Below are 17576 nucleotides of genomic sequence, written 5' to 3'. Positions count from 1 at the left end.
ATGAGCGTTTCTTGCTTTCATTGCCTTGAAAGTGTGCCAAATGGATTTCGCGCAACCGTAACAATAGATAACACGCCACAGCCTATGTGCTGTATTGGCTGCCAAGCAGTTGCGCAAAACATTGTTGACCAAGGCATGACCGACTATTACAAATACCGCACCGTACGCGCTGGTAAAGTAGAGCAGTTAGTCCCTGAGCAACTCGCGTTTATTAAAAGCTACGACAACGAAGACATACAAGATGAGTTTATAGCCACAACCGATAACTTATCCCAAGTACTTTTAAGTGTTGAAGGCATTACCTGCGCCGCGTGTGCATGGCTTATCGAAAAGCAATTACTTAGCTTAAAAACGGTAAAGCGCGTTGATGTTAATACCTCAACTAACCGTGCCATGATCCAATGGGATAAAACCCAAACCCCGCTGAGCGAAATTATTACTTCCTTAGCCAAAATTGGCTATAAAGCTTACCCGTTTCAAGCCGATGACGAAGCCCAACAAAAGCAACAAACAGCAAAAGCCTATATACGCCGCTTAGGTGTTGCAGGGCTGATGACCATGCAAGTGATGATGTTTGCCTTTGCCATGTACTTTGGCATGTTCTCGGGTATGGATAATAACTTTGAGCAATACTTTAGGTGGATAAGCCTAGTGCTTGCCTCCCCCGTTATTTTATACAGCGCATTACCCTTTTTAACTAACGCTATTAATGGCTTAAAAGCAAAACAGTTAAATATGGACTTACCCGTTTCGCTGGCTATTTTTGGTGCGTATAGCGCCAGCTGTTATGCCACATTTATGCAAGTAGGCGAAGTGTATTTTGAATCGGTATGTATGTTTACCTTTTTATTATTATTAGGTAAATACCTCGAATTTAGGGCCCGATTAAAAGCCAGCGAGTTTACTGCCAACTTACAAAAGCTGCTACCTTTAACCGCCCGCACCCTTGATGATAACGGCCAAGAGCATATTATTGCAGCTAAAAAGCTTAAACTTAATGATGTTGTACTCATAAAAGCTGGCGAAACTATCCCCGCTGACGGAGAGCTTATCAAGGGGCAAACAAGCGTTGATGAGTCGATGATGACCGGTGAGCATCAGCCCGTTAATAAGTTTATTGGCCACAATGTGTATGCCGGGTGTGTTAATCATGATGGCGTAATAGAAATAAAAATAAATAAAATTGGCCAAAACACCCTACTAAACCAAATTATACACTTACAACACACTGCGCTTACCAAGCGCCCTAAACTGGTAGAAATTACCGATAAAGTTGCCCAGTGGTTTATTGCCTGCTTGCTAGTTTTTGCCTCTATAACGGCCATTGGCTGGTACCAAATTGACCCAGAGCACGCGTTTTGGATCACTATTTCTGTATTGGTTGCCACTTGCCCTTGCGCGCTTAGCCTTGCTATACCTACCGCATTAACATGCGCTGTAGCCACGCTCACCCGAAAAGGGGTGTTAATTAAACAAGCACATGTGCTCGAAACCCTCTCGCAATTAACACTGTTTGCCTTTGATAAAACAGGCACCCTCACACAAGGTAAATTTAGCTTAGATGCCATTGATATACTCGATGACACAATCTCTAAAGAGCAAGCGCTTAATATTGCAGCCCAGTTAGAGCGTTATTCTGAGCACCCCATAGCCAGCGCATTTAATAAATACGCCACCACCGAACTTGCCCTTACAAACATTACTGTACACCCAGGTATGGGCATTAGTGCACAAAGCACAGATGATCATTACGCTATTGGTAAAAGCGGCTGGTTTGACAGTAAAAAAACAAATGCCCAAGCAAGCCTATTTATAAATAAACGCGTAGTTGCTCGTTTTTACTTTATAGATAAAGTAAAACCCGGTGCCAGTGAGCTTATAAGTACCTTACAAGCACAAAACTTGAGCTGTCATATGCTCACAGGCGATGCATCAGATGCTGGGCAAAAAATAGCAAAACAATTAAAGCTCAACAGCAGCCAAAGCGCCCTGTCGCCTAAAGATAAACAAACTGCCGTAGAGCAATGGTCATCTCAAAACGAAGTGGTTGCCATGGTAGGCGATGGCATTAACGACAGCCCAGTATTTGCCAGTGCCCATTTATCTATTGCAATGGAAACCGGTGCCGACATTTCTAAAAACAGTGCCGATGTAGTGCTGTTAAACAGTGATTTAGCCTCAATTGCGCACCTACTCAATGTTGCTAAGCAAACTAGGCGAATCATTAAGCAAAACCTGGCGCTGTCTTTGTTGTATAATGCCTCTATTTTACCGCTTGCAGCGCTTGGGCTTGTTGCCCCGTGGATGGCCGTTATTGGTATGTCTGCCAGCTCAATTATTGTGATTAGTAATTCACTAAGGCTTTTAAAGTTATGAGCATAATTTATATTTTAATCCCGATTGCCATATTATTTGTGATTATTGCCATTGGCGTGTTTTTTTGGGCCGTTAAAAGCGAGCAATTCTCTGATTTAAACAAACAAGGTCATAGTATTTTGTTTGAAGATGATAAAGAACAGCACAACAAAAGTAATGATTGACCCACTTTACACCAGCGCCTTTTTAATGGGCTTAATTGGTAGCGGGCATTGCCTTGCCATGTGCGGTGGTATTGCCAGCTCATTGCAATTGGCCAGTAACAAGCGCCAATCTGTTATTTATTCATTTGCTTATAACCTTGGCCGAGCGTGTAGTTACATGCTGGCTGGCGCACTCGTTGCGGGTATAAGTAGCCAATTTGCAAAACAAAATACGTTTTTTTCTGTAACCCTTTCATTCATTGCGGCTATTTTTATGCTGCTGGTAGGCGTGTATATAATGCGCGTAGGCCCCACTTTGCAATGGCTTGAAAAAATAGGCAAAACACTTATTTGGCAGCATATTGTTAAGCTTAATAAACATTTAATGCCAGTAGATTCAACGGCTAAAGCATTGGGTTACGGCGCGTTGTGGGGGTGGCTACCCTGTGGTTTGGTTTATTCAGCGCTCACATGGGCAATGACCAGCCCTAGCGCATTTGATGGTGCCCTAGTGATGCTTTGTTTTGCGCTTGGCACCTTTCCGGCCATGATCACCTTAGGCCTGGCCGCCCAAAAACTTAATAGTGTTATTAACCACCCATGGACGCGAATTGTGTTAGGCAGTATTATAATTTGGTATGGTATGTACCTGTTGATCATTGCCATCGACAAACTAGTACATTAATCGTCAGCGGCATTAAGCCACTCGGTTTATTTTCACTGCTGTGTATAAAAATTAAAACGGATTAAATTATGGATTTCTCTCAAAGTCGCGCTAAAAGTAATTGTGCAATTAGCTGTAACAACTGCAGCATCAGCCAATTGTGTTTGCCGTTTTCGTTAAATGGCCAAGAAATGGATAAACTTGACGAAATCATTGAACGCAAAAAGCCCCTGCACAAAGGCGACTACTTGTTTGAATCCGGTGCTGCGCTTAATGCAATTTATGCAGTACGCTCAGGCTCATTTAAATCGTACACATTGTCTGAGCAAGGTGATGAGCAAATTACCGGTTTTCACTTAGCCGGCGATTTAGTCGGCTTTGATGCTATTAGTAAAATGGCTCATCAGAGCTTTTCGCAAGCACTAGAAACATCAATGGTATGCGAAATCCCGTTTGATACACTCGATGAGTTAGCAGGTAAATTACCCAAACTTCGCCAACAAATTATGCGTTTAATGAGTAGCGAAATTACCTACGATCAAGAAATGCTGCTACTTCTTAATAAAAAATCAGCAGAAGAACGCCTAGCGAGCTTTATTTATAACCTTTCGGAGCGCTTTGGCGAGCGCGGTTTCTCTCGTAAAGAATTTAGATTTACCATGACTCGTGGTGAAATAGGTAACTACTTAGGGCTAACCGTTGAGACCATCAGCCGCTTACTAAGCCGTTTTCAAAAAGCGGACTTAATAAAGGTAGAAGGTAAATTTATTACTATTTTAGACAGCGACGCACTTGCCAAAACGGCAGCAATAATTAAGCCTTGATAGGCTAACAGGTGTTGTAACTTTGATTTAGAACAACAATTTGTGTGCTACCCCTTTAACTGCTGTGTATTTACGTTACACTGAAAGTAAGTTAAAAAGGGAGTAGCATATGAACACTATTAAACGTATTTTAGCCGTTATTGATCCCACTAAGGATGACCATCACGGTTTAGCTCGCTCGATTGATTTAGCCAAAAAGTCAGGCGCCAGTATTACCGCCTTTATGACTGTTTACGACTTTTCTTACGAAATGACCACCATGTTGTCGTTTGAAGAGCGCGAAGCAATGCGAAAAGCCGTTATAAACGATAGAGAATTATGGCTTAAGGATATAATTTTTACCTACCCAGATGTAAATATCACCGCCCAGGTGGTCTGGCATAACCGCCCTTTTGAAGCCATTATTAATACCGTTATTGAACAAGAATACGATTTAGTGGTTAAAAGTACCCATCAGCATGGTGCGCTAAAATCGGTTATTTTTACCCCTACCGACTGGCACTTAGTACGTAAATGTCCCACACCTGTGTTATTTGTAAAAGAAATGACTTGGCCTGAGCAAGGTAATATTTTAGCCGCGGTCAATGCGGTTAGTGAAAACGATGAGCATGTAGCCCTTAATAAACGCATTATTAAAGATGCACAATTTTTATGTGAACTTGCCAACGCTAAACTTAACTTAGTTAATGCCTACCCTGCTACCCCCATTAATATTGCCATAGAGATACCAGAATTTAACCCTGGGCTTTATAACGAATCTGTAAAAAAACACCACATAGAATCTACCAACGAGCTTGCTAAAACTTTTAGTTTAACTAATGAGCAATGCTTTATAGAAGAAGGCCTACCGGAGGATGTGATCCCCGATGTAGCAAATCGCTTAAATAGCGAACTGGTGGTGATTGGCACCGTAGGGCGTACGGGGCTAAGTGCCGCATTGGTTGGCAACACTGCCGAGCACGTAATTGATAGCCTAGATTGCGATGTCTTGGCATTAAAGCCTGATGGCTACGTAAGCCCGCTTGCCAAAAGTTAAACAAAGCCTTAACTAGCGCTTTAATACCCATAGTACTTGGGTATATAATACGCCCCTTTATTTTCAGCAAATAATTTGCCGCATTGTTTTATAAGGGGGCGTAGTGTCTCACTCAGCTCAAGCCAAAGCTCAATACAACTTAAATAAGCTACAAAAGCGTTTACGCCGTCTTACTGGCCAAGCCGTTATGGACTTTAACATGATAGAAGAAGGCGACCGTATAATGGTATGCCTATCGGGTGGTAAAGACAGTTACACCATGCTTGATATGCTTAAACATTTAAAGCGTGTGGCGCCTATTAAATTTGATTTATTTGTTGTTAATCTCGATCAAAAACAACCTGGGTTTCCTGAACACGTTTTACCTGAGTACCTTGATAAACAAGATATTGAATACAAAATTGTAGAAGAAGACACCTACAGCATTGTTACCGATATCATCCCTGAGGGCAAAACCACGTGTTCGCTTTGCTCACGCCTACGTCGTGGTATTTTGTACCGTACAGCCAAAGAAATGGGCGCAACTAAAATTGCCCTTGGCCATCACCGCGATGACATGATCGAAACACTCTTTTTAAACATGTTTTACGGCGGTAAACTTAAAAGCATGCCGGCTAAATTAATGAGCGACAACGGCGAGCATATGGTTATTCGTCCGCTCGCTTATTGTAAAGAAGCCGATATAAGTAAATACGCATTTAGCCAAGGCTACCCTATTATTCCGTGTAACTTATGTGGCTCACAAGAAAACCTGCAACGTAAACACACTAAAAACATGCTAGCGCAGTGGAATAAAGACCACCCTGGGCGTATTGAGAGTATTTTTACTGCAATGCAAAATGTGGTGCCTTCGCATTTAGCCGATACAGAACTATTTGACTTTGAAAACCTAAAAACCGGCGACGTTATTGATGGCGGCGATATAGCACTAGATAAACCAGATATACCTAACGCGCCTGTCAGCGATGAAGATGAAAACCAACAGCAACAAGCTGATGTGGTTACTATTAACCTAAGCTAAGCTAACGGTTTTAAAAATACAGTTAAGGGGCTACTCGCCCCTTTTTTTATACTCATTAATCCTGCTAAGCGCCTTTATCAGCTAACCCTTTTAAAAACTCTAAACTCATTCGCTCTTGCTCGTTTGCTTGATAAGGCAACTGTTGCAAACTATCGTAGGCAAAATCTGTAATTTCAAACTCAGTAATGTTACTGCTACCAAAACTATTACGCTCTCCTGGGCTCGGCGACATGCGCTCTATCACAAAGTCACTTAAACGCATGTTAACCACCCCTTGTGGTAATACCGACCAATGCGCCTTTAAATCCACCGTTTGACTGCCTTGTGAAAGTTTCTTTTTAGTCACCAAATGTGCAAGTGGGGTCGTATCACTGTATAAATTAGCTCTAATTCTATATAAGCCACTTTTAAGCACTTTTAAATGAGCTGTGGCTATCATGTTTTCGTTTTGTGCATAGGCATTATCAAAATCAATAAGCGTCGCACTGGGTGGCATATACTGTATTTGCGCAACTGCAGGTACCTTTTTACCTGCAACATTTGCCTCTACAAATAGCTGTAAATTTCGCGGGTAGTCTTCACTGGCTTTAAAGCTTACTGTGGCTTCACCCTGCTGAGCTGTGGTGGTTTTTGAACTGATTGACGCTTTGGTATCGGTATTGCTTAGCGCTACATTTACCTCTGCTAGGTTTTGCGCAGCAATATTAACGGTTATTTCTTGCGGGTATACAAACCGATATTTATCTAAACTAACTACGAGGGCATTACCCGCATCGTCAATGGGGCTTGTAACTGGGTAAAACTGATTGGGCTTTAAACGGTCTTCATCAAGTGCGCTTAAAGGCTGCGAATAAGGCGGGTATTTTAGTGCGCTTTGGTATTGCATTGCCACATGCTCAGCGGCACTGGCCAAGTGCTGATCATAATGTATTTTGGGTGGGCTTTTTGCCTGTTTTTGTTTTGGCACATCAATGGTTATTACGGTGTTTTTATCTGGGCTTGCTGGATCTGTCTTATTTTTTATTGCCAGCGCAGCGGGAGGTTCAAGCGTTTTAACTTCATTTTTATTTGTAAACCACAGTAAAAACATCGCAATACTGACTACAGCGGCACCAATGTAAAACTTTTTCATGTTGCATCAATCCTTTCAAAGCGTGCAGCAAATAACTACACGCTCTAGCGTTTAATACCTAACGCGTTTATAAAATTTAGGTACTTATTAAGGGATCACGCTATAAATAAGTGCCGAGGCACTTTGTGTGTTTGAATCCTTAATATAGCGGTAGTGTTTTTTCCAAAACCAAGTACCCGTTGTTTTATCAAATGTGTTAAAGCCAACATTTTGACCATCTACATTTATATTGTTCATGGCAATTGTGACATTCCCTTTGCGCTGCGCATTATGGATCTCGTTGTGGCTGTAACTGTCGCTCATCATCATTGGATAATGGTGCGGCATAAAGCTATTAACGGCATCGCCTTGTGATTTTAACTGGCCATTAGTATCAATACTGCTACTACAACTACCAAACGATTTAGCCGCGCTTGCTCCACACGATGAATGCGATGCCACCACCGAATCATCATTCCCTTTTAAAAACCCGCCCGTTAAACCTAGGTACTCATTACCATCGGCTACAAAACGTAAACGCGGCGTACGCGCATCTGGAAACGGCGAAATTTTGCGTGCGTTATTTACTTTTAAATCGTGTAATACGCCCACCGCTTCTGTCACATCGCTGCCTAACCACCATTTGAGTGCAGCATCCACTGCAAAGTTCCATGCTGCGCCAGTTAAAGCACTTACGGCAATATCGGCAAGCTCGCTGCCGCCCCCTGCTCCCGCTAAATCAAAGGTCGCCACAATATTAAGTGGTGTAAGGCCTGCATTTTCAAGCCAATTAGCTTGGTTATCAATAATATGACGAGCAACTAAATCGCCTGTTGAATGCGTTACTAGCACACAGCCATCAGCACATAAGTTAGAACGCGATATTTGCTTTAATTTAGGCCATACCCAATCGGTCGCAATTTTATCTTCAATGCGCTCATAGGCAGGCCAATCAATACGTTCATCAGCACGGTTATTCCAATAGGTTTGCCAATAGGTTTCACCGTCGTGTATTACATCGCTGCCCGACTTATTGGTTATTTGCGATACCTGCAAGCCGTGGATCAGTATAATTTTGTGATCTTTACTCAGTGCAGAAAAGCTCATTAAAAACGCAGCGCTGGCAAAAAGTAGATATTTAAGTGTGTGTGTTCGTTTAGAGTTGTTCATATAAATCCTTAATGTGTTCAGTGTTTTATTTTTATGCCTATGTACTTAAGGTATTCATTTACACATGTGCAGGCGCACATGCATTGACCAGTATTAGGAACAACGCTCAAAAATGCAACAATTTATTATCATTTAAATTCTGTTAAATCTATATTGACTGTATATTCAGTGGCTTAAATTCAAATAATTGCAATATTTAGTATTATTTACACACACCTAGTAGTCGGCAGTACTAAAGCTAAAAAACCTAACGCATAAAAATACGTTAGGTTTTTAGTAATTAGTCCAACCTTTAAATATAAACAGGTATTAGTATTTTAAACGCTCATACAATCCTGAGGCTCTTGATACGCTTTTGCTCATGGCCAATTGCAGTACTTTTTTATCGGCCACCAGCTCAAAGGTGTTTTTAGCACGTGTTATTCCTGTGTACACCAGCTGCCTATTTACACCCATACTGGCGTTTTTAAGCGGCGGTAAAACCATAGCTGTATAACTAAACTCCGAGCCCTGTGATTTATGTATGGTCATTACATACACTTTATCGTGAGCAGGCAGGCGCGCAGGTGAAAACGCCCGTACCGTGTTTTGCTCATCAATAAATAATGCTTTTAACTGCCCGCTTTCATCGGGCATTAAAATACCAATATCACCATTAAACAACTTAAGTTGATAATCGTTTTGGCTCACCATAATGGGCATACCACTGTAATGGCGCTGGTTTGGGCTTACCGATATTAACCCTTGCTGCACAAGTGCGCGCTCAATGCGGCTGTTTAAGCTATTTACGCCGTAATCCCCCTCACGAACGGCCGCTAATAATTGATATTGAGAAAACGCCGCGTGAACATCTGCAACACTTGCCCCCTGTGCGATTAAATTTAAATAATGAGCGTAATGCTTAGCAGCACTGTTTATTAATTTTTCTATGGGTTTTGCAACAAAGTCATAATCTAAAATAACATCGTTAAACTGCCCTTGTGTGCTTTGTTGCTCTACGTATTTTAAAATACCGTTATGGTTAGTATTAACCGCCAGCGCAAGCTGGCCAATGCCACTTTGTGCATCAAATCGGTAGCTGTGTTGTAAAAACGCAATGCAATCGGCTAGTTTAAAATCGCTATGTCCAGGCGCCGCTAATTTAGCCTCTCCTTTAAAACATAAAGCATTGAGCTCATCACATCGTGCTTGCGAGTAATTAGGCGTTTCACCCAATGCTAACCCTTGGCATAAATCACTCATTACACTGCCGGTATCTACCGAGGCAAGTTGGTCTTTATCGCCAAGCAATATTAAACGCGCATGCGCAGGCAGTGCTTCTATTAATTTAGCCATGAGTGATAAATCAACCATGCTGGCTTCATCAATAATAAGTACATCTAAATGCAGCGGGTTGGTGCTGTTATGCTTAAATTTATTGGTAAAGGGTTTAACCCCTAAAAGCCGGTGAATAGTCTGCGCGCTATCGGGAATTAAGGCCTTTATATCCTCAGGAATATTTTTAAGTTGCTCTTTTGCACCTAAAATTGATTCACTTAAACGGGCTGCCGCTTTACCTGTAGGCGCCACCAGTTTAATGCTTAAAGGTGCACTTTTATAAAGCGACTGTAAAATAGCTAATAGCTTAGTCACGGTGGTGGTTTTACCAGTTCCTGGCCCGCCCGTAATAACGCTAAAGCCTTTTGTTGCGGCAATAGCACAAGCTACTTTTTGCCAATCAATCGCAAGCGCTGAATTATCTACAAAGTAGTCATTTAATAATTGGCTGAGTAACTGGGTATTTATATTTAAATGGCGCTCACTCATCGCAAGTAAACGTGTAGCTAAGGTGTGCTCATAATCAGCAAGGCGCGCAAAATAAAGCCGTTCGTTAAATAACTGTAAGGGTTTGGCCTCGCCCACACTGTTATGGGCACTTAAACAGCTAAGCGCATCGAGGTAGTTAAAGGCTTCGTTAAAAGGCGATGTAATATTTGGTACATTGCCCTCGGTTTTAGTAAAGTCGCTTTGGCGTAAATTAAACGGGTTTTGCCAGTCGACTTCTTTTAATGTTAAACAGCTATGCTGGCTTTGCTGTGCTAAACACAGCAATAACACTATATAAAACACGTCGTTTTGCTGGTTATCGCACAGCATTAAGGCAAGCTTTACATCTACCATTCTTATGCGTTTTTCATCTAATAAGTAGTCAAGCAGCTCTACCGTATTTAACGGTTGGGCGGGTGCTGGCGGCTCATCAAACAGGCTTTGCTGCATAGGGTAGTCACTCATAACATGGCTCCTTGGCTAAATAAGCCATCTAATAGTGTGATTTGCTCTGCGCTAAGCTTATTAAAATACACCCCTTTGCCCGCCGGCATGCCGCGTAAAAACGTATAATAAACCCCGCCTAAATGGGTTTCTATTGAATAATCACTAATGCGTTGTTTGAGTAATCGGTGCAGCGCAACGCTATAAATTAAATACTGTAAATGATACTGATGGCTATTCATGGCTTGCTCTAGCAAGTCGCTTTCATAGTCAGCGGGCGTATTGCCTAAGTAATTAGACTTATAATCCAAAATATAATACTTCCCTTGATAGCAAAAAATTAAATCTATAAATCCCTTTAACAGACCTTTTACATGAGAAAACTCGAGTTTACTTTGGGTAAAACCAAAATGCTTAACCAGTATTTCGTTTAATTTGGGCGCGCTTAAACTATCTAAAGGTAAATTAAATTCCATTTCGACTAGGCAGTCTGTCGGGGCTAATTGGCTTAAGCTTAACCCCTCATTGTTTAAGGGGCAAGTTAACGAATCAAGCACCCATTGCTCGGTCACGTGTTGCCAGCTTTCGCTAATATGGTATTTATCCAGCGCATGTTTTACTACCTCTGCTAAATTTTGCTCTGGATTTGTAGGGTGTACTTGCGCACTGGTAAAGTCTATTTGCTCAAAAATCTCATGCAAACAGCTTCCGGGCTTCGCCCCCTTGGGAAAACTGTAAGGCGATTGTATTTCATCTTGGCTGTTAGCAAATTCATCTTTTTCATGATCTTCATCGCTGCGCCCAGGCTCAATATGATCGGTGTGCTTTTTAAAGCTCAGCGCGCTAAAGCTGGTTGCTCGCCAATCTCGCTCTATGTTGGCCGTAACCATATTAACTCTTAACGCTTGGCTTTGCTGCACTGCGCTATTAAGTGTTAATTGGCCTTGTTCGGCCAATTGCTCAGCAGTAAATTGCTGATAGTGCATTTCGGTGTGATCGTCGCAAAATTCACTTAAGTGGGTGCGCCACGTTTGGCTACTTGTAAGCTCAAGCCCTGCAAATAACACATGCCCTAATGCACTACTTTGTATAGCCAAACGGCTACTTTGCCCCTGCCCTATGTTATACACCCCAAGTGCACAAAAATGTACCGCACGGGTAAGGGCAACATAAAGTAAGCGTAAGTCTTCAGCTAGGCGTTCTTGCTCGGCTTGTGCTAAGGCGTCTTCGTTTTTACTTAAATCGTAAACTAGCTGGCCGTTTTGATGATACAGCGCTTCTTTAGTTTCGCGATAGCCGCTGGCAAAAGGCATAAATACCAGCGGATACTCGAGCCCTTTTGAGGCATGCATAGTCACAATTTTAACTAAGTTGGCGTCACTCTCTAGGCGTACTTGCACGGTTTCGCCATCTTGCTGGCTTACTTTTTGTGCAAACCAACGTAGCAAGCGCAAAGTGCCTTCTAGCTCTATTTGCTTTTGCTGCAGTATTTCACCTAAGTGTCTAAAGTCGGTTAACCAGCGCTCAACGTTATAGCCAAGGCCTTGCCACTTAGCGCTCAGCTGATTATGGCTTAACAAACGCTCAAGCATCGCCATTGCGCCTTGCTTGTTCCAAATATGGCTAAGTTGAGCAAAAAAGTTTAAGTGCTCTTGCCATTTATTTTCATCATCAGCAAGGGCGTAAATTTCGTTGTAGCTTAAACAAAATAACGGCCCAGCTAATACGCCGCGCAGTAATGACTCGTTGTATTGCCCATGCAATGCCGTTAAAAAGTTAAGTAAATGGTGGCTAAGCTCTTGGCTAAAAACACTGTCGCGCGATAAATACACGCTAGCAATATTGGCATTGCTCAGTGCTTTTTTCATTATTTGCGCTTCTACACGGTCGCGCACCAATATACAAATATCGGCAGCGGTCACCTTATGCTTACCAATGCACGCTCGCCCTTGCTCGGCTTGCTCAAGCAATGTCACTATTTTATTGGCAAAATAGCTGGCCAAATGCCCTTGCCCAACGCCTTTGCTGGTGGGTTTGTTTTTTTCATCTGCAGCTTCATCTACAAATACATTAAATTCAAACGCGGTGGCAGGTTTGCCATCTATTGTAAATGTTTCATCGGCTTTTTTGCCTTTTGCTGCTACTGCGTTAAACGGTATGGCATCGTTATAAATAAAGCTATTGGCATGTTTAGAAAACAAACTGTTCACACTGCTGACTATATCGGTGCTTGAGCGAAAATTAGTACCTAAAGTAAATCGCTGCTCAGGCTCTACCGACTCTTTTGCGCCAATATAGGTAAAAATATCAGCGCCCCTAAAGCCATAAATAGCCTGTTTTGGGTCGCCTATCATGGCAAGCGTCGTTTTTTCTTGGCCGTATATTTTGCTAAAAATGCCGTACTGAATCGGATCGGTATCTTGAAACTCATCAATCATGGCAACAGGAAATAGCTGCGCTATTTTTTGCGATAAAGCCTCGCCCTGCTCGGCATTTAAAGCACTGTGTAAATTAGTCAGTAAATCATCTGGGGTGATCACACTTTGCTCTTGCTTGCGTTTTACAATTGCCTGTTTAACCCACCGAGCTGCGGTTTGTACAACGGCAATTTTAAGGCCCTGATTAATTTTAGTATTAAGTGCACTGAGCTCATCAAACAGGCTAAGCAGAGGGTGGCTAAATAATGGCTGATTTTTTTTATAATTACTGGCATCACTTAAGTTTTCGCTGCTCCACACCTCAAACGAGTATTTATTGGTGCCAAATTCAAAAAATAACTCATCACCTAAACAAAATGCTTCAAGGGCCGTTAAACTGCCTTTTCGCCCGGGTGTTTTAGAACCACTTAAACCCGAGCCCTTTATTGCAACTATAAACTCTTGCTCCAGCACTGCTTTTTTAAAAGCGGGTACTTTAGCAATGTACTCATCGCGAGCTTTAAATACGTCATCTAAGTTTATTTGCGGCACTATGTTCGCATTGGCTTTATTTAGCACACTACTAACTTGGCTAAATAGCGATTCAGGGGCTGCAAACACCTCTAAAATAGCATCAGTGCGTTCTTTATTAAGTGGGTATACAAAGGCGCGCCAAAAATCCTTAATTGTGTCGAGCAGTATGTCGCGCTCATCTAAAATAAATTCAAGGTTAAAAGCAACGCCCGATTCAAACGCATGCTGCTTTAACATGCGTTGGCAAAAACCATGAATGGTAAATATAGCGGCTTCGTCCATAGATTTAGCGGCGGCATCGAGTAAATCAAAGGCGCGGTGTTTATCATCTACTGCGGCTATTACACCTTCTATTAATTCATCATTTGGGTTTTGGCCAAGTAATGCATCGCGCGCAGCAATAATACGGCTGCGTACGCGGTCTTTAATTTCTTGCGTTGCAGCATCGGTAAAGGTAACCACAAGTATTTGCTCAACGCTTAACGGGGTGTTTATCTCCCCTGGTATTTGCAAGCCTAATAAATAACGTAAATAAAGCCCGGTAATGGTGTAGGTTTTACCTGTACCCGCACTGGCTTCTATTAAACTTTGCCCTTTTAACGGCATTGTTAGCGGATTAAGCGCTTGCATGGTCACTCTCCTTTGCATGTGCATGTAATGGGGAGAGTAATTTTTCGCTCCACTTAATAAACTCTTCTTGGCAGTCATTGAGCGATTGCACCGTTAAACGAATATACGGGTTTTCGCCCTCGCCGCGCCCTATGTATTGTGGGTTAAACTTGCTAATGGCTTTACCAATATCGCCACCACTTTTAACGTATTCATAGCCACTTACCGGATAAAATGCCACAGGCTCTTTGCGCAAGGCTTGGTATAACGAAAACCAATCACCGAGCAAGGCATCGGCCTCATTTTTACTCAGTGGTGCAAAGCTAATTTGCTTATCAAGCCCCAGTAATAGGGTTTCTACATTTTGCTCCATACTTTGTGCAACAAGATGATATATAAAGCCCTTAATTAAATCTTTGGCCTTTATACTGGCACTTCGGTAAAACACTTGTTTTTGAAGGTAAATATGATTAAGCCAGCCCTCAATGGTGGTGTTTTCTATGCGCAAAGACACCTCAAGCGGGTCGGTTTTGCCGCTTTTAATATGCTCTTTTACTCGCCCTGCTAGTGCATCTACTCGGTGCGCCATGCTCTCATACACTAAATTGCCCACATTGGCTTGTGGCAGCTCCCCCCGTTGCAATATTTGCTCTGTACTTAAAGGTTGCTCATTAATGTTGGCTTGCAGTATTTCGTCTAAATAAAAGTAGCGGCGCAGCGCATCTAGGCTAAAAGGCTCTTCATCTTTTGCTACTTCGTTAAATTCAGGTAGGCGTAAACCTAATGTTTGCTGGTAAAAGCTCTCTTGTGCGTTGCACACACTGCGAATAAATACATCAAGCTCTAATTGCGCGGGCGCGGTTACATCAATGGCTGTTAGCGGCTGCGCGTCTATACGCTCGCTTGGCAGCCAAATAGGATTAAAACTGTGATTACTCAGCTGTTCATCAGCTTCACTGTCTGCTGTGTAATACGCACGATTAAAAGGCTGTAAGTGCTGTTGATTAATCAAACACTCAGGCAGCGTTTTTTCGCTGTTATTTGCTAACGTAAAGCTGCGGCCTATGTACTCTAAAAGCTCGCTTACTAAGGTTGAGGGCATACGTGGTTGATTGTCAAAACACGAGCGGCCAATGTAACTTATGTATAAATTTTCGCGGGCACTCAGGAGGGCTTCTAAAAATAAGTAGCGGTCATCTAATTTACGTGAACGGTCACCTTTTTGTTTTTTAGAATACGGCACTAAGTCAAACCCTATTGGCTGCACCGTACGTGGGTAATCGGCATCGTTTAAGCCAAGCATACACACCACTTTAAACGGCACGGCGCGCATAGGCATTAGTGTACAAAAGTTAACTTGCCCCACTAAAAAGCGCTGCCCTACGCCTTTTTCTTGAATGCCTTGTTTTATCAGGTAGCTTACAATTCGTTGCGATACATGTTTATCGTAATCGCCATTATCGTGGTGCTTTTTAAGCTCCTCTAAAACATTTTGCAGTACCAGTAAATCCCAGCTGTCTTCGCCCTCATTGTAATAAATAGCATTTATTAGCTCAGATAAAATATCCGCTTTATTGCTAAGGGTATCATCAGGGGTTAGCTCATCTTTAAAGCGCTGCAGTACATCAATAAAATGCACCAGTTTATTAAGGGTATCTAGCGCCATTCCCTCTACTTCATCGGCACTATAAATGCCGTTAAACGGGCATTGTTCATCGCGCTGGGCTATGCCTAGCAGTAAACGGTTTAAACCATGCTGCCAGGTATTTAAATCTATTGCGGGTAAATCAAAGCTACTTTTGTGCTCCGCATTTATACCCCATTTAACCCCTACACGCTCAAGCCAATATTGAATTTGTTCGTACTCGTGCGCCTCTAGCGCAAATTTTTCGGCAATTTGTGTTACTTGCAGTAAATCAAGAATATCCGAGACACCAAAACGCGAAAACGGCAAATTGGCTAAGCTGGCAAACGAGCTAAGCACCGGTTTTTCTTGCTCTATGGCTAAATCGGCCAATGCATAAGGAATAAATCGACTGGTGTTTTGCGCGCCGCCAAATACCGCTTCAATATACGGGCTGTACGTACCTACATCAGGCATCATTACAATAATGTCTTTAGGAGTGAGCGACGGGTTTTGATTAAACAAAGTAAGTAAATAGTCGTGCAGGCGCTCAACCTCTCTAAGCGGTGTGTGGCAATCGCTTAAAGTAATGCTGGTGTCGGTGTCGCTAATGGGCAGTTTACCCTCATCATTAATAAACCATTGCTTATTATCGGTAAGCGACTCACCTTTAAATGCCAGTTGGTAAATCTCGCTTTGAATTTGGCCCAGCAAGCTATCGTCAAACGCATCTATAAAGCCATCAATCCAACGCGCATCAAGTTGTACGAGTTGCTCAAAGTAGTCGCGCCCTAGTTTTCCCCATGACGATAAAAGCGGGTTACCTATAAAGTAGTATTCTTCATCAGGGTTAGTTTGTTTTTTTTGCTGCGCTTCTAAAAGCGGCATTTTGGCGTATTTGGCATTTATTTTGGCTGCTGTTTTTTCATCAACCACATCGCCCCAATAATGCTCGCTAGGATTAAAAAAGAATAAAAACACCTCTGTTTTTTTGCTCAGCGCTTCAAACACCTCAAGCTGCGAGCTCGCAATCGCCGATATACCAAATAAACTAATGCGCTTAGGTAGTAAGCTATTATCCATATTCTCAAGGGCGGCGAGTAGCTGCCCTTGCATATTGGCACGATGAAATTGGCTTTGTCCAAGCGCTTTACTGTGCGCCACCAGCTTTCGCCATAAATCGCTTTGCCACGGAGCAATGCTTACATCAACATCGTCAAGTTCGTCTTTGCCGCTATCCCAAGTGGCAATCCAATGCGGGCGGTACATTAAATATTGGTCGTACACATCGGCAATTTTTTCACACAGGGCAAAGGTTTTTTGCCCGTCTAGGTCGCCCTCTAAATAGGTTTTTAAGGGCAAATAAAGCGGTTCATCAATACAGCTGGGCAGTATTGCAAATAATTTCCAAGCAAGGTTAGGCTTATTAAATGCCGACTCTTTAGGTACATTGGGCAGTAACTGCTGATACAACTGCCATATAAAGCTCGATGGCAGCGGAAAATCGACCTGCGCGGCTAACCCTAGGTTTTCGCTTAAACCAATTTTTAGCCACTGCGACATACCCGGCGACTGCACTAATACCACTTCTTTATCGAATGGGCTTTGCAGCGGGTTTACTTTTAATAGCTGATTAAACTGAGCCTGCAGCGCTTCCATACGGTTTGATTGAATAATATTGAGCATACAACTGGAGTCCTTACTTGAAGTAAAACCAGTTTAAGATATTTTCATTTGTAGGGGTAGCGCAATCAGCAAATTGGCACTAATAAATCAGCGAGTTAGCAGGGAGTTTAA

At 42.4% G+C, this 17576-nt stretch carries 11 protein-coding genes; 6 read left to right on the top strand and 5 right to left on the bottom strand.

Annotated elements, in window-relative coordinates; all coding sequences use genetic code 11:
• The 6 genes from AN395_RS05630 to ttcA all read left to right on the top strand — a co-directional run bounded on the left by AN395_RS05630 (position 1) and on the right by ttcA (position 6064).
• Positions 1-2376: a heavy metal translocating P-type ATPase gene (locus AN395_RS05630; RefSeq protein WP_054982341.1), complete on the top strand. Its 2376-nt coding sequence runs from the start codon at positions 1-3 to the stop codon at positions 2374-2376.
• The gene (gene ccoS, locus AN395_RS05625) at positions 2373-2540 is read left to right on the top strand and encodes a cbb3-type cytochrome oxidase assembly protein CcoS (RefSeq protein ID WP_002963071.1); all 168 of its coding nucleotides are present in this window, start codon (positions 2373-2375) and stop codon (positions 2538-2540) included. Before AN395_RS05630 ends, ccoS begins: the two co-directional genes overlap by 4 nt.
• Positions 2533-3204, top strand: a complete 672-nt coding sequence (locus tag AN395_RS05620) for a sulfite exporter TauE/SafE family protein (RefSeq protein WP_054982340.1) — start codon at positions 2533-2535, stop codon at positions 3202-3204. The genes ccoS and AN395_RS05620 overlap by 8 nt, the downstream gene beginning before the upstream one ends.
• 68 nt (positions 3205-3272) lie before the next feature.
• On the top strand, positions 3273-4007 hold the full coding sequence (locus AN395_RS05615) for an FNR family transcription factor (protein WP_054982339.1): 735 nt from the start codon (positions 3273-3275) through the stop codon (positions 4005-4007).
• A gap of 109 nt (positions 4008-4116) precedes the next feature.
• A complete protein-coding gene (uspE, locus tag AN395_RS05610) occupies positions 4117-5043 on the top strand; it encodes a universal stress protein UspE (RefSeq protein WP_054982338.1) in 927 nt (308 codons plus the stop codon).
• Positions 5044-5146: 103 nt separating this feature from the next.
• Positions 5147-6064, top strand: coding sequence for a tRNA 2-thiocytidine(32) synthetase TtcA (gene ttcA / locus AN395_RS05605; protein ID WP_029774533.1), 918 nt, complete (start codon positions 5147-5149; stop codon positions 6062-6064).
• 64 nt (positions 6065-6128) lie between these two features.
• Here the strand turns inward: ttcA and AN395_RS05600 are convergent, their stop codons facing one another.
• The 5 genes from AN395_RS05600 to recC all read right to left on the bottom strand — a co-directional run bounded on the left by AN395_RS05600 (position 6129) and on the right by recC (position 17465).
• Positions 6129-7196, bottom strand: coding sequence for a hypothetical protein (locus tag AN395_RS05600; protein ID WP_054982337.1), 1068 nt, complete (start codon positions 7194-7196; stop codon positions 6129-6131).
• 87 nt (positions 7197-7283) lie between these two features.
• Positions 7284-8345: a hypothetical protein gene (locus AN395_RS05595; RefSeq protein ID WP_054982336.1), complete on the bottom strand. Its 1062-nt coding sequence runs from the start codon at positions 8343-8345 to the stop codon at positions 7284-7286.
• Positions 8346-8654: 309 nt separating this feature from the next.
• The gene (gene recD, locus AN395_RS05590; protein ID WP_054982335.1) at positions 8655-10616 is read right to left on the bottom strand and encodes an exodeoxyribonuclease V subunit alpha; all 1962 of its coding nucleotides are present in this window, start codon (positions 10614-10616) and stop codon (positions 8655-8657) included.
• A complete protein-coding gene (gene recB / locus AN395_RS05585) occupies positions 10613-14176 on the bottom strand; it encodes an exodeoxyribonuclease V subunit beta (RefSeq protein WP_054982334.1) in 3564 nt (1187 codons plus the stop codon). Before recB ends, recD begins: the two co-directional genes overlap by 4 nt.
• Entirely contained in the window at positions 14163-17465 is a 3303-nt protein-coding gene (recC, locus tag AN395_RS05580; protein WP_054982333.1) for an exodeoxyribonuclease V subunit gamma, read from the bottom strand. The genes recB and recC overlap by 14 nt, the downstream gene beginning before the upstream one ends.
• Between the last annotated feature and the right edge of the window lie 111 nt (positions 17466-17576).

It is taken from the genome of Pseudoalteromonas sp. P1-30, assembly GCF_001400005.1.
GTDB classification, from domain to species: domain Bacteria; phylum Pseudomonadota; class Gammaproteobacteria; order Enterobacterales; family Alteromonadaceae; genus Pseudoalteromonas; species Pseudoalteromonas atlantica.
Note: the sequence above shows the minus strand (reverse complement) of the source record. Positions and strands in the feature narration are given on the sequence as shown.

What these genes read in the sequence shown, in the direction of transcription:
- AN395_RS05630 (WP_054982341.1), top strand. Translation starts at nt 1, where the DNA reads ATGAGCGTTTCTTGCTTTCATTGCCTTGAAAGTGTGCCAAATGGATTT.
- ccoS (WP_002963071.1), top strand. Translation starts at nt 2,373, where the DNA reads ATGAGCATAATTTATATTTTAATCCCGATTGCCATATTATTTGTGATT.
- AN395_RS05620 (WP_054982340.1), top strand. Translation starts at nt 2,533, where the DNA reads ATGATTGACCCACTTTACACCAGCGCCTTTTTAATGGGCTTAATTGGT.
- AN395_RS05615 (WP_054982339.1), top strand. Translation starts at nt 3,273, where the DNA reads ATGGATTTCTCTCAAAGTCGCGCTAAAAGTAATTGTGCAATTAGCTGT.
- uspE (WP_054982338.1), top strand. Translation starts at nt 4,117, where the DNA reads ATGAACACTATTAAACGTATTTTAGCCGTTATTGATCCCACTAAGGAT.
- AN395_RS05600 (WP_054982337.1), bottom strand. Translation starts at nt 7,196, where the DNA reads ATGAAAAAGTTTTACATTGGTGCCGCTGTAGTCAGTATTGCGATGTTT.
- AN395_RS05595 (WP_054982336.1), bottom strand. Translation starts at nt 8,345, where the DNA reads ATGAACAACTCTAAACGAACACACACACTTAAATATCTACTTTTTGCC.
- recD (WP_054982335.1), bottom strand. Translation starts at nt 10,616, where the DNA reads ATGAGTGACTACCCTATGCAGCAAAGCCTGTTTGATGAGCCGCCAGCA.
- recB (WP_054982334.1), bottom strand. Translation starts at nt 14,176, where the DNA reads ATGCAAGCGCTTAATCCGCTAACAATGCCGTTAAAAGGGCAAAGTTTA.
- recC (WP_054982333.1), bottom strand. Translation starts at nt 17,465, where the DNA reads ATGCTCAATATTATTCAATCAAACCGTATGGAAGCGCTGCAGGCTCAG.